The sequence below is a fragment of the Chondromyces apiculatus DSM 436 genome (assembly GCF_000601485.1).
GTDB lineage: Bacteria > Myxococcota_A > Polyangia > Polyangiales > Polyangiaceae > Chondromyces > Chondromyces apiculatus.
The window spans coordinates 29,127-42,711 of the sequence record NZ_ASRX01000016.1; the positions used below are offsets into that span (position 1 = coordinate 29,127).

Here is a 13,585-nt window from a genome sequence, read left to right on the forward strand (position 1 = left end):
CTCGATACCCACCGAGATCGGAATCGTCTGAAGGACCGTTGCATTGCCCGAGGGGGGCTCTCTGCTCACCCTCGGGACAATGCCTGCACGGTCATCTGCCGGTTCAGTGAGCCCTGGAATCAGGAGTACTCACGTCGGAGCCGCGGGCTGTCGCAACGATCACCCGAGGGCGAGGCGGACCCGCGAGGCCTGGTTCTGGTAACCCACCACGGCGATGGCATGCAGGACCGCGCGGTCATCGAGACCGATGCTGCGCAGCGCCTCGACGTCGGCTTGCTCCATCCGCCACGGGGTCAGGGTGAGCTTCTCCGCGAAGCCAGCGAGCGTCTCCTCGCGCGGTGAGCTCGGGCTCGCGTGCGCATGCTCGGACAGCGCGCCCGCGTCGCAGAGCTGGAACGCAGCCGCGCGCGCCAGCGTCGCCCGGTCCTGCTCCGACAGGGCGGCAGTGGCCGTGAAGACGTAGTCCCGCCAGCGTGCGAACCCACCCGCGATGTCTGGCAGCAACCGATCGAACCGCAGGCGTGCAGGGCGCCGCGGCCAGTCCTCCGGCGCCGGTCGCGGGAGGGGCTCGCGGGACATGTCGATCTCCAGCCGCGGCAGCGGCGACGTGTAGTCAGGTGCGATGGCCGTCGCATCGGCGGCGCGCGTGAAGTGGCTGAACATCCCGACGATGGCCACCGCGTGGGCGATCTCCTCGTCGGAGAGGCTTGCCGCGCGGAGACGGTCCACGTCCTCGTCCTCCAGCGTCCATGGGGCCTCCGCCAGCAACGCGGCGAGCCCGGACAGTGCCCGCTCTCGCGGCGGCAGCACGAGCCCCCTCGGGTCGCGCAGCACCTGCGCGGCCACCTTCTCCTCACCAGTCACTGCACGCAGAAACTCTGCGTGAGCGGTCGTTCAGTAGAGGCACTGCCCCATGCGCGACGTGACGGCCGCGATGAGTTCGTACTCTGCCGACGAGAGTGGTCCCTTGTGCAGCGCGCCCGAGGCGCCGAACACGGCCTTCATCAACGACGGGTCGAGGCTGTGCGCGCGGATGATCCCGGGGGCGCCACCATGGGGCGGACGGTAGGCCGCCGGCAGGGGGCGCGCCATCATCGTCCGGTAGGTGTCGAGCAGCTCCCCCTGCGCCTCGGCCACGTCGATGGTCTGGATCCACGCCATGCATCGAGCCTATCGAGGTCAGGGGAGCCTGTCACCGTCCGTCCGCGCCACGGGGTGCGGACCACGGGCCATCGTGGCGCGCTCCCGTGAGCCTCTGCCCTCGTCGGGCAGGGCTCAGGGCAGCGATTGAATGAACTGATCGATCTCCTCGTTGAACCGCTCCGGCTCGTCCAGGAACGGGCAATGCCCGCTGTTATCGAACACCAGGTGCTTCGCTCCAGGAATCTGGTGGGCCATGTGCTCGCTGGCGGCGACCGGGATCAGCTTGTCCTTGCCGCCGCAGACCACCAGCGAGGGGACGGTGATGTGCTCGAGCATCGGGCGGTAGTCGCGCATCGTCTGGTCGAAGAGGATGGCGCTGGCGATCGCCTCCGAGGGCCTGGTCACCTCGTCGAACATCCACTGGCGCGTCGCCTCGGTCGGTACATCGGCGGCCATGAGCGAGATCAGGTCGTTCACGAAGCCGTCACGGTCGGTCTGCACCTGGTTCATGATCGCGGTGATGCTCGCCAGGTCGAACGCGCCGAAGGGCCAGTCATCGCTCTTGAAGTCGCAGGGCGACTGGTCGATGAGCACGATCGCGCGGACGTTCTGCGCGCCGAACTGCAGGAGGTAATCCCAGATCACCATGCAGCCCATCGACCAGCCCACGAGCACCACGCCCCCGAGCTGCAGCGCCTCGATCAGGTCATGCAGATCCCGTGCATAGGTCGGCACGGTGTGTCCCACGGGCACTTGCGACGAGCGCCCGTGGCCGCGCATGTCGGGAATCACGACCCTGTAGCGTGTCCCGAGCGCGAGTTGCTGGTGGCGAAAGAAGCGGCTGCTCATCCAGACCCCGTGCACGAAGACCACGGCTTCCCCCTTGGCCTGTGAATCTTCGTAATAGAGCTCGCAGCCGCGCACGTTGACTCTCGGCATGAAATCTCCTGATCGCAGAACTCGAAACGGGGAGGGTGACTGGGCTGGTGGAGGCCGCCAACGAGTGCTTTCCTGGGATTGTCCCACGCCTACCACAAGTGCATGCAAGCAACCTGACCGGCGGTGGCGCGCTTCAGGGGGTGCGCCTCCCGGGACCCCCTGATCGGGCCGTCACGCCGCCCCGGTGCTCGACCCAGGTGCCCTCGCCCGTCGTGTACGCCAGCCAGACCGTGCCATCCCGGTCTGGCTCCAGGGCGAGGTGTGTGAACGAGGCTGCCTCGGCGGCGATGCATTGAGGTGCGAAGGTTCCATCCTCGCGGAGACGCCCCAGCTCCAGCACGGCCTTGGCCCCCGGTTCCCGTGACGCTGGCCGAGCGCGCGCCACCCGCGTGGGCCCGGGACCGCGGAGCGCCGCCACGGGGGCTGGACTGAGACCGTTCGGGTACATCGACCAGGTGACGTGCGCATCGACCCGGGGGGGATCATCGATCCGGACCGTCGCCATCCCGAAGCCCGACATGCTGTGGGAGGTCGGGATCAGCGCGAAGGCCTCCCCGCCCGCGCCGTGCGCCACCGCGCCCATCATCCGGCTCTCGTAACCACCGCCCACGAAGATCACCGCGTCGGGCCCCAGCTCCAGCTTGCCTTGCGCGCTGCGGTGCAACGTCCGCGCGTGGACTGGCGTGAGCGCCGCGCGCGCGTCGATGTACATGGCGAGGGCGCCCTGCTTCCAGGGCACCATCGTCACGAACGTGGCGCCGGCCCCCTCCTCCGAGAGCGGGATGGCGCCGCCGTCATCGAGCACAACGAACGCTTGCGTGACCACGCCCTCGGTGGTCTTCCGGTCGCCGAGAAAGGCCACCACAGTGTGATCCTCGGGCAGCACCGCGGCGGCGATCCCGGCACCCTTGCGCCCGGCGGCGATGGTCTTGACCTCCCCTCCTGCGATGGCGCTGCGCCGGAGGTCTCCTTGCAGATCCATGCAGTACATGAAGCGTCCTGCCGTTGTGCAGGCGGGCCAGGTGGCGCGCTCGGGCGGCGGCGGAGGTGGCGCTGCAGGTGGCGCGGGACCGGGCGGGGGCAACACGGGGGGCGCCGCGGCGCTGCGGGGCGGCGCCGGAGCGAGCAGCGGGAACGAGGGCGCCACCTCGTGCGCCACGCCGTTGCGGTTGAAGAGCACCTGCATCTCCCCGCTGACGCCGGGGCGAGGGATCAGCAAGGTGGGCCCGGCCATGGAGAGCAGGAGGGGACCACGGCGCAGGCGGCACTCCTCTGCCACCTCACCCACCTCCGCGCTCGTCGAAGGCGCCGCGCCTGGTGTTGCGCTCGCGGAGGGAGCTGCGCTCGCCGACGTCGACGCGCTCGTGGAGGGAGCTGCGCCAGCGCGTGGCGTGCCCGACGCGGCCGATGCGGCCGACGTGGTCGAAGCCGCCGAACCGAGAGGCACTGCGGCGGTGCTGGAGGTGGACGCCGCCAGCGGGGGGTCATGCTCCGGCGCGTTCTCCTGACAGGAGACGAGCGCAGCGAGGAGGACGGCAGCGCAGCGGCGCACGTCCCGAATCTACTCCGGACGTGGCGCGGGCGCACCAGGGCAGCGCGCTACTCCTCCGTACCGATCACCCGGTTCAGGTAAAAGGCAGCGCTCACCAGCCCGAGGTGGGTCAGCGCCTGGGGGAAGTTGCCGAGCGCCTCCCCGCTGTGGCCGATCTGCTCCGAGTACAGGCCCAGGTGATTGGCGTAGGTGAGCATCTTCTCGAAGATGAAGCGCGCCTGCGAGTGCCTGCCGGCGCGCGCCAGCGCCTCCACCAGCCAGAAGGTGCAGATGCTGAACGTCCCCTCCTTGCCGCTCAGCCCGTCGCCCACCCCATCCCCTTTGTCCAGCTCGTAGCGGTACACCAGGCTGTCGCTCACGAGCTGCTCCAGGGTCCGATCCAGCGTCCCCTGCATGCGGGGATCGGAGGGCGCGATGAAGCGCATCAGAGGCATCACCAGGTTGCTCGCGTCGAGCGCGTTCTCCCCGAAGACCTGCACGAAGGTGTTGCGCTCCTTGTCCCAGCCCTGCTCCATGATGGTCTCGTAGATCCGGTCGCGTGCCGCGAGGACGCGCTGCCGGTCGAGCGGGAAGGAACGGTTGTCCGCGATGCGGAGCGCGCGGTCCAGCGCCACCCAGCACTGCACCTTCGAGTAGACGAACTGCCGCTGCCCGTTGCGCACCTCCCACACCCCTTCGTCGGGGCGCTCCCAGTTGTCGATCACCCAGTCCACCATGCGCCGCAGATCGCACCAGAAGTCGTAGGAGATCGGCGTCCCGTGCCGGTCGTAGATGTAGACCGAATCGATCAGCTCACCGTAGATGTCGAGCTGGAGCTGGGTGCGCGCGTGGTTGCCGACGCGCACTGGCCGCGAGCCTCGGTAGCCGTCCAGGTGATCCAGGTCGACCTCCGGCAGATCGTGCCTCCCGTCGACGCCGTACATGAGCTGGAGCGGACCGCTCGACCCGTCCTGCTCGGACACGCGGACCCGCAGCCACTCCATGAACTGCTTCGCCTCGTCGGTGAACCCGAGGCGCAGGAAGGCGTAGAGCGTGAAGGCTGCGTCGCGGATCCACACGTAGCGGTAGTCCCAGTTGCGGACGCCACCGAGCTCCTCGGGCAAGCTCGTGGTCGCGGCCGCCACGATGGCGCCCGTGGGCTCGAAGGTCAGCAGCTTCAGCACCAGCGCCGAGCGGTTGACCATCTCCCGCCAGCGACCCTTGTAGTGGGACTTGCTGATCCAGCTTCGCCAGAACTGCGTGGTGCGCGAGCGTGCCTCCTCGCCATCGATGGGCTGTGACAGCAGCCCATCGCTCGTCGTCCAGTCCTCCGCTTGCCTCAGCGCGAAGGTCACCGACTGACCCTCCTCCACCACGAACTCGGCGGTGACCCCACCCTCCTCGTCCAGCTCCAGCGGCACCGGGCTGAGCAGGGCCACGTCGACGCCATCGGAGTCGAAGATGGCCCCCTCGGCCTCCAGGATCACCTTGTGAGGCCTGCGGGCGAAATCCATCGCGGGCCGGCAGGTGAGCCGGAAGTGGACTTTGCCCCGGACCGCGCGGACGATGCGCACGATCTGGTGCATCCCGTGCTTGTAGTTGCCGGACTGATCCCGGTGCACGGGCATGAAGTCGCACACCTCGCCCACCCCGTCGGCGCCCAGGAAGCGGGTCAGGAGGACGTTCGTGTCCGGCAGGTACATCTGCTTGAACGACGCCTCGTGGGTCGCCACGATCTGGAAATGCCCGCCCTTCTCGCTGTCGAGGATGGCCGCGAAGATGCTGGGCGAATCGAAGTGGGGCAGGCAGCACCAGTCGATGGAGCCATCCATGCCGACCAGTGCGATCGAGTGCATGTCTCCGATGACGCCGTAGGACTCGATGGGCTTGTAGGGCATGAGGTTCGCCCTGCCAGGGTAGCCCGGCTTCGGATCAGCGCCCGTAAGGGGGACCCGGCAACTGCCGCCAGGAACCTCGATCACTCCACCACACTCGCCCAGGCGCGCAGGCTCGCTCCCACGGCGGGTGGTGGAAGCGCGCGGCTCGAACTCCGGGTCCGCGCTCCCTCGGCGTCCTCCGGGCCTGCCGCGCCGGTGTGGTAAACCAGCGCGTACGCTGGCGTGGTCATCGACGAGAACACGGTGGCCGGCCCGAAGTAGCCCCCACCGACGCTGAGGGTCTCGTAGCAGGTCGGCGTCTGTGCCACCGCCACCCCGAAGACCACCGTGTTCGGCGGCTGCTCTTCATACGCGACGAGCAGCCCTGGATCGGCGGACGACGGCAGCCGCGCTGCGCCCGTGAGATAATCGAGCGCCCAGATCGCCCCCGCGCCCCCCGTGCACTGCGCTGCACCTCCTGCGCCCGGCGCGAACGTCGCGAAGTACACCGCGCCATCGAACAGCGACAGCGGGCCTGTCACCCGCTTGCCCGCCACGAACTGCCAGTGCCAGAGGCCCCGCAGCGACACCTGGCCGCCGAGTGACGCCTCCGAGAGCGACCACAGCCGCGTCTCCACCGCATCGCTCGCCGTGAACGCCTGCTGATCGCCCGTGGAGAGCAGGATCACCGGATCTCCCACCCCATCGACGCTGATCACCGGCGTGGTGTCGATGGGCTGCCCGCCGAGCGGACCGTCGCCGGGCAACGAATACGCATCCCACGCCAGCGCTGCCGACCACGTCTCGGGATCGGGCCGCGACACATCGACACGCCACAGCGCACCGTCGGCGTCACCGACGTAGATGCGGTCGGCGACCTGCCCTGGCTGCCCTGGGTAAGCGACCGGCGCGCCCGTCAGCGGTGCGTCGAAGGGCGCAACGGTCACCCGGGCCGCGAGTCCCGGCGGCGCCTCGGCCACCTCGCCCCGGAAGGACCTCACGACCGCGCCCGTATCGAGGCGCACCACGGTGAGCGACCGCGACGCACCCACCGGCTCACCGCTCCCGGCGCCTCCCCAGCAGCGCCCCGCAGCGCGCGGCTGGTATGGACTCGACGCCGCCACGAGCGACCCCGCTGGCGCTTGCCGCGCGCACGCCCCGTCTCCCACCGGTGCCGCGCCTCCTGCGAGGATCGCCACCCCCACCTCGCGCACCTCGCCGGCCTCCTCGATCTCCAGCAGCGCGACCGCCGGCTGCGGCGCCGTCTCTCCGAAGAGCGGCCGCCCTCCAGCATCGGTCGAGAGCTGCCACAGGAAGACCGGCGCCTTCGGCTCGGTGACGTCGAGCGCGTAGTAGAAGCCCCCGGCCGCACCACCGCCCGCCACCAGGACGGTCCGGTACGCCGCCCCCGCATCCGAGGCCGCGGCGAGCGCCTGCGCGCGCGATCGTGTGAAGACGATGTCCTTCACCGTCGGCGTCCCGTCGAGCAGATCGACCTGCACGCCGTGCGCTGCCGGCAGCCGCGGCAGCACGTGGGGCGGGAAGAACGACCACAGCTCGTTGTTCTCCCGCGCCTCGACCTGCAGCGGATCGGCCGCATCACCAGGCGCCACCTGGAACGCGTGGAGCTGACCATCCGTGGTCGCTGCGTAGAGCACCGTGGCGCGTGTCGCGTGTGCCGCGGCGAAGCGCGCGTACGCCTCGTCGAGCACCAGCTCGCGGGGCGCCCCGACCACCGCTGGCGTCGCGTGGTAGATCGCCCCGAGCGCCCGCCCCTCCCGCGTCGCCGCCGCGTCCATCCCTGGCACCCCTTCGCCGATCTCCCAGCGCAGCACCCGCTCCGCGCAGCTCCCCGCCGTGTCACCTCCCACCGTCGCGCAGGCGGACGGCAGCGGCCCTCCCGGATCGAGCCCCAGCGCCCGCGGCGCCGCAGCCACCGCGGCCACGAAATCCGCGGATGCCGCCGGCCCACCACCCGTCATGGCACCTCCCACCAGCCCCAGCCCATCGTCGACGGCGAGGTGCGGCCGCACGCTGCGGTCCGACGCCACAGGAGCGCTCGCCCCGAGCACCGTGAACAGCCGCCGCCCTGCGGGCCCTGCAGCCGCGAGGTTCGCGCCGAAATCGTCCCCGGCCTCTGCCTCGACGGGCTGCGGCACCGCGGCGAGCGTCCCGTTCTGCACCTCGCACACGTGCCGCTTCCGCTCCAGGTTCCCGGTCCACCGCGCCTCGGGCCCAGGGTTCAGCGACGACGCGATCTGGAACGTCGTCGCAGCCGCGCCCCCGCCCGTAGCCGGAGCCCACGACAGCACCGGCAAGGTGCGGCTCGTGGGCTGGGCGATCTCCGCCAGGATCTCTCCCAGCGCCGCGGACAGCTCGGCGCCGCTGTCGGGGAACTTGCCGCCCCCGGTGCCCCCCGCGAGCCCGATGCGCGCGAGCGCGCAGCACGCCGCCACAGGGCCCGACGGCGCCGCGCACACCCCCCCGGGCCCGAACGAACCCGCGTCGATGTCCTCGCACGCCATCCCCGCCTGCGCCGACAGGCTGTACCCGACCGCGAACGTCTTGATCCCCGCTGCCCGGAGCGACGCCGCGATCACGTGCGGCGCCTCGTGCGGACACCCGTTCCCCTCCGGCCCAGCCCCTGCCGTCGCCGCGCACTCCGGCCGCAGATCGAGGTTGGGCTCCCCGTCCGAGATCAGCACCATGTACATCGCCCGTGACCCGTTCTGCACGCACGGATCGCTCCTCGGCCCGAGTGGCGCGCCCTCCCAGGTGGTGTCGTCGTGCAGCAGGTAATCGCGCGCATCGGCGAGCATCGCCGCGACCGGCGTCGCGCCGTACGGCCGCACCGCGAGCAGCATCTCCTGCACCTTCGCGCTCTGCGCGCGCAGCACCGCCACCTCCGCGTCCGACGCAGGGAACGGCACGAGCGGCCCCTCCCACGGAGGCGCTGCCGGGTTCTTCGCGCCCACCTCGAAATCGCGCGGCGCGCAGCCCGGCAGGCTCCCCTGCGTGGCCTGACCGCTTCCCTGGAACCCCGGGAAGTAGCTCCACATCCCCTCCACCCCGCTCCCTGCATGGGGCGCCCCCGCCCAGCCCGTCCCCGCATGCGGCAGCGTATCGAACGTCATCAGCGCGAACCGCACGTGATCCTGCGCCGTGTCCAGGAACCCTGACCCGAGCGCAGCGAACGGCGTCGCACAAGGCGTGGAGGGGCTCGTGTACGCATGCTCCACAATCCCTGTCGCCCCTGGACCCTTCGCGCACCCGTGCGACAGGATCCGGTGGAATGGCAGGTAGTACCCGCGGTCGTACGGATCGACACCTCCGACCCTGTACTCGGCCACGAAGGGCGCCTCGGTGCGTCGCTGCGCCAGGCATGAGAACCCGGCCACGGGCCCCGTCAGCGCCTCGACCACGTTGGTGAACCGGCTGCGCTCTCCCTCGGGAGGTGGCACCCCGAGCGGCGCGCACACCGGCAGGCCGCCTGCGACCGTGCGCTCCATCGAGCCGGAGGTGTCCAGCAAGAGCAACACGTTCGGCGCCGGCGGCTCGACGTCGATCTGCGCCTGTACCGCTGCCGCATGGAACACCAGCGCGCCCATGCCGCCGACGAACGGCAGCACCTCGGGGATACCTCGCATGAAGGGAACCTCCGCAGACCCTTCGAGCAAGCGACATGCCCCGGCGGCAGGAGCCGTGAAGCGCGAGATCACGCCCTCACCGTGCGCCCCTCCCACGCCCGCCACCGCTCCCCACGACCGGCGGATTGACCAGCTTGCGGTACCCTGCAACCAGGTCACGGCACCGGACCTCCCCACGCCGCGATCCGTCCACCCGCGCCTCTGCCGGTGTCGCCCTCCGCAAGTCCGGCGACCACTGCATTGACCGTACGGCACCATGCTGCCCTCGGCGCCGGCGCGCCTTCTCGTTTCGGACACCGGGACACTTTCGGATCGAACAAATCGTCCCAGGTTCCCGGAAGGCGGCGGTCCTGCGCCTGGAGCCGGGCGCAAACCGGCGGCGCCACTCCGTCTCATGCTGGAGGCTCACTCCGGACGTGAGAGCCAGGACCAACCAGGAGGAACCATGAAGGCTCTCGTATTTCATCGGCCGAAGCACGTCAGCGTCGACAACGTCGACGACCCGCGCATCGAGCATCCCCGCGACGTCATCCTGAAGGTCACCGCGACGGCCATCTGCGGCTCGGATCTGCACATCTACAACGGCCTCTTCCCTCAGCCGCGCAGCATGACGCTCGGCCACGAGTTCATGGGCATCGTCGAGGAAGTCGGCGCCGACATCACCACCCTGAAGCGCGGCGACCGGGTGGTCGTGCCCTTTCCCATCGCGTGTGGACAGTGCTTCTTCTGCGCGCACCACCTCCCGCCTCACTGCCAGAACTCGAACCCCAAGCACTACGGCCCCGAGGGCGGCCTCCTCACCGAGAAGGGCGGCGCCCTCTTCGGCTACACGGACCTCTACGGCGGCTATGACGGCGGCCAGGCGGAGTACGTGCGCGTGCCCTACGCCGACGTCGGCCCGCGCAAGGTCCCGGATGGGCTGAGCGACGAGCAGGTGCTCTTCTTGACCGACATCCTCCCCACCGGCTGGACGGCTGTCGATCAGGCGCAGCTCAAGGGGGGCGAGACCGTCGCCGTCTTCGGCTGCGGCCCGGTCGGCCTGATGGCGATGAAGTCCGCCTGGATCAAGGGAGCCGGCCGCGTCATCGGCGTCGACATCGAGGAGTACCGCGTCGAGACGGCCCGCCGCGCCTCCAAGGCCGAGGGCATCAACGGCGCCAAGGACGACCCTGTCGAAGCGATCCGCGCCATGACCGAGGGACGCGGCGCCGACGTCTGCATCGACGCCGTGGGCATGGAAGCGCGCCGCAGCATCTGGAAGAAGCTCGCCAACGTCATCCACGGCCAGGTCGGCTCCATCGAGGTCCTGGAGACCTGCTTCTCCGCCGTGCGGCGTGGCGGCATGGTCTCCGTCGTCGGCGTCTATGGCATGCCTTACGACAACTTCCCGATCGGCCAGTTCTTCGACAAGGGCCTGCGCATGTGGGCCGGACAGGCCCTCGCCCAGAACTACGTCGACGAGCTGATGGAGCTCATCCGCACCGGCAAGCTCCGCACCGACGACATCATCACCCACCGCCTGCCCCTCGCCGAGGCGCCGCACGGCTACGAGATCTTCAACAAGAAGGAAGACGACTGCGTGAAGGTGGTCCTCAAGCCCTGACGCCCTGCCCCTTTCGGCGCCGCCCTGCCCGGACTACCCTCCCGGGCAGGGCGGCGTCATGGATCTGACCGGCACCTCCTGGGGTGTATTCGAGGTGTGGGGACCCTTCAGCGAAGGGGGCATGAGCCGGGTATGGCTGGCGCGGCACCGCGAGCTTGGCGCCCCGGTGGTCCTCAAGACCTTGCTCGACGTCGGCGACCCTGACGAAGCCTTCCACCAGCTCCGCGGCGAGGCCCGCCTCATGGCGCGCATCCCGAGCCCCGGCGTCGTCCGCCCCGTCGACGTCGGCGTCGTCTCCGCCGCCCAGGGCCGCGTCCCCTACCTCGCCCAGGAGTATGTCGACGGCCTCGACCTCGCCGAGCTCGAACGCCGCCGCCGGGCTGCCCTCGGCCACGGCTTGCCCCTCTGGTACGTCTGCCGCGCCGTCACCGAGATCGCTGGCGCCCTCCACAGCGCCCACCAGACCGGCGTCCTCCATCGCGACATCAAGCCCTCCAACCTCTTCGGCTCACCCCAGACCGGCATCCGTCTCGGCGACTTCGGCATTGCCCAGGCGCGCCGCGGCGGTGGCCGCACCATCGGCGGCACCCTCCGCTTCGTCGCCCCCGAGGTGCTGCGCGGCGCGCCCCCCACCCGCCAGTGCGACATCTACTCGCTCGGCGCCACCGCCTACGACCTCCACTACGGCACCCCTCCCTTCAAGCTCCCTGCCGAGATCCTCGGCGACGCCCCGCTCACCTTCCCCGCCGCCCGCTCTCCCCACGAGGCCTACTTCCAGCACGTCCTCTCCCGCATGCTGGAGCGCTCCCCCGAGCAGCGCTTCGCCTCTGCGAACGCCCCCCTGCGCCAGCTCGCGGCCCTCTCCCGCGACATCGGCCCCCAGCTCCCGCCCGCCGTCTACCTCGGCCAGGGCGCCTTCCAGATCGGCCCCATCCGCATCGACTGCATCCTCGCCGACATCGCCGAGGTCACCGCCGAGGGCATCGTCAACTCCGCCACCGACGAGATGCTCATGCGCGACGGCGTCGCTGGCGCCCTCCGCCGCAAGGGTGGCCAGGCCATCGAGGACGAGGCCTTGCGTGGCGGCCACCGTGCCCTCGGCGAGTGCGTCGCCACCAGCGGCGGCGCGCTCTCCTGCCGCTACGTCCTCCATGCCGTCAGCGCCTGGAAAGAGGCCTCCTGCATCGGCCGCGCCTCCCAGCGCGCCCTCCTGCTCGCCGAGGAGCTTGGCCTGCGCTCCCTCGCCTTCCCCGCCCTCGGCACTGGCCGCGCCAGGGTCAGCCCCGAGACCAGCGCCTACGCCATGGGCGCCGCCTTGCAGGAGCACCTCTCCCTCGGCGGTAGCCACCTGCGCGAGATCCGCTTCGTCCTCTACGACCGCGAGACCCTGGAGCTGTTCATCGAGCAGCTCAACGGCCTCTTTCTCGGCGACGCCGAGCAGCAGGAAGAGATCCGCCGCACCGGCCCGCGCGCCCCCGATCCCCTCGACGACACCCTGTACCTCGAGCCCCGCTCGTAGCCCGCGCCCCCGGCCTGCGCATCCGCGCAAGCTTCCGCACGACGGGATCACGCACAGCCACCCACCCACCGCCTGCTGGATTGCGACCTCACGACCTGCTTGCAGAAACGAGCCGTGAAATGTCGTGATACCGGGTACTCGCCCGAGGAGCGTGTATGGCCACAAAGCAGGAATTCGTCACGTTGAAGCAGAGCATCGCAGCGCAGCGGGTACATTACGCAGTGGTCGGGTGCACGGGCATGAGCGACGCCCAGCGCGCAGGGTGGTGTGACGAGCTGATGGCCATCGCGGACCGCTGCATCGCCAGGTTCGACCCCCTGGTTGGCGGGGCCCTGGACGGTGCCGAGGTGTGCGACACCATCGCCAGGCGTTCGAAGAACGTCTTCGGCCGTCAAACGCTCAGCACCCTCGCCGCGAGGCTGGCGGACTACATCAGGAACACCCCTGAGCAGCCGGGATTGCAGAGGAGAGCCAGCACGAAGCCCACGTGGGTGGGCGTGAAATCGTACGTGCCCGTCTTCACGAACAATCCCGCAGCGCTGCTCCCCAGGGCGAGCGAGATTCAGCTCGTCATCCAGACGTTCAGCGAAGAGAAAGAGAATGGCGTGAGGCCCCCAAACGGGCAGCTCCGCACGGGCCTCTGGGGTGACCCGGAGGTTGGGCCGTTGATTCTGCCTGGAGCCCTCGCCGACCTCAGCACCTTCACGGCTTGCCACCCCACCGCCCTCGGGCTGCAGCGGTTGCTGGGAAGGCTGGAGACGGAGAAGTCCGCAGGCGGCGCGGGGACTGCTGCCCGAGCCGCGGCCATCCAGCTCGCCACCCAGTGCCTCCAGCACGTCGACAGGCTCTTCATCCTCTGGGTCAAGTGCACCGCCAGGGGAGATGGACACTCCTTCTCGCTCCTGATGAACCATGACGGCACGGTGACCAGCCTGGAAGCGTGGGCGATGAACGTCGCGAGGAACGCCCCCTGTGGCCTCGTGAACGTGTTCAGCAGACCGACGCGCATCCGCGACATGGCGGTCGCGGACGCCTGCGCTGCCCTGGAGCTGCTGCTCTCCGAGGACATCCGCGACCGGGATCGGGGTTACGGAGCGCTGAGCGTGGCCTACGGACGCGAGCATCCTGCCCATCATTTCGAGGAGCGCGACACCCAGGGCCACCACGACGCCCGCGAGAATCACCTGATTCAGGTGACCGTCCGGGAGCTGCGACCCAGAGAGAAGGTGAGGGCGCGCATGGCGGCCCGACTCGTCGAACTGCAGCGCATCGTCGGGTAGCGCGGGTCGCGTCCGGAGCCCTGCTCGCCGTTCCGGGAGCCTCGTG

The 13,585-nt window shown here is 70.1% G+C and carries 10 protein-coding genes; 4 read left to right on the plus strand and 6 right to left on the minus strand.

The genetic code is table 11. The features are described 5' to 3' along the window. Positions 1–159: 159 nt before the first annotated feature. The 4 genes from CAP_RS55585 to CAP_RS11820 form a co-directional block, all read right to left on the minus strand. Positions 160–846, minus strand: coding sequence for a carboxymuconolactone decarboxylase family protein (locus CAP_RS55585; RefSeq protein WP_052374859.1), 687 nt, complete (start codon positions 844–846; stop codon positions 160–162). 48 nt (positions 847–894) lie between these two features. Beyond that, on the minus strand, positions 895–1,161 hold the full coding sequence (locus CAP_RS11810) for a carboxymuconolactone decarboxylase family protein (protein WP_044239946.1): 267 nt from the start codon (positions 1,159–1,161) through the stop codon (positions 895–897). Between the two features lie 114 nt (positions 1,162–1,275). Continuing rightward, positions 1,276–2,082, minus strand: coding sequence for an alpha/beta fold hydrolase (locus CAP_RS11815; RefSeq protein WP_044239948.1), 807 nt, complete (start codon positions 2,080–2,082; stop codon positions 1,276–1,278). A gap of 133 nt (positions 2,083–2,215) precedes the next feature. Then, positions 2,216–3,316, minus strand: a complete 1,101-nt coding sequence (locus CAP_RS11820; RefSeq protein ID WP_044239949.1) for a hypothetical protein — start codon at positions 3,314–3,316, stop codon at positions 2,216–2,218. Here CAP_RS11820 and CAP_RS52180 point away from each other — a divergent pair. Continuing rightward, positions 3,315–3,590, plus strand: a complete 276-nt coding sequence (locus CAP_RS52180; RefSeq protein WP_044239951.1) for a hypothetical protein — start codon at positions 3,315–3,317, stop codon at positions 3,588–3,590. The genes CAP_RS11820 and CAP_RS52180 overlap by 2 nt on opposite strands. A gap of 91 nt (positions 3,591–3,681) precedes the next feature. Here the strand turns inward: CAP_RS52180 and CAP_RS11830 are convergent, their stop codons facing one another. Beyond that, positions 3,682–5,511, minus strand: coding sequence for a glycoside hydrolase family 15 protein (locus CAP_RS11830; RefSeq protein WP_044239953.1), 1,830 nt, complete (start codon positions 5,509–5,511; stop codon positions 3,682–3,684). 80 nt (positions 5,512–5,591) lie between these two features. Beyond that, the gene (locus tag CAP_RS11835; protein ID WP_156040713.1) at positions 5,592–9,137 is read right to left on the minus strand and encodes a pilus assembly protein; all 3,546 of its coding nucleotides are present in this window, start codon (positions 9,135–9,137) and stop codon (positions 5,592–5,594) included. A gap of 445 nt (positions 9,138–9,582) precedes the next feature. Here CAP_RS11835 and CAP_RS11840 point away from each other — a divergent pair, with 445 nt between their 5' ends. The 3 genes from CAP_RS11840 (at position 9,583) to CAP_RS11850 (ending at position 13,539) form a co-directional block, all read left to right on the plus strand. Continuing rightward, on the plus strand, positions 9,583–10,740 hold the full coding sequence (locus tag CAP_RS11840; protein ID WP_044239957.1) for a zinc-dependent alcohol dehydrogenase: 1,158 nt from the start codon (positions 9,583–9,585) through the stop codon (positions 10,738–10,740). Positions 10,741–10,798: 58 nt separating this feature from the next. Further along, positions 10,799–12,259: a serine/threonine-protein kinase gene (locus CAP_RS11845; RefSeq protein WP_044239960.1), complete on the plus strand. Its 1,461-nt coding sequence runs from the start codon at positions 10,799–10,801 to the stop codon at positions 12,257–12,259. A gap of 155 nt (positions 12,260–12,414) precedes the next feature. Further along, positions 12,415–13,539, plus strand: a complete 1,125-nt coding sequence (locus CAP_RS11850) for a hypothetical protein (protein ID WP_044239962.1) — start codon at positions 12,415–12,417, stop codon at positions 13,537–13,539. Positions 13,540–13,585 lie beyond the last annotated feature (46 nt).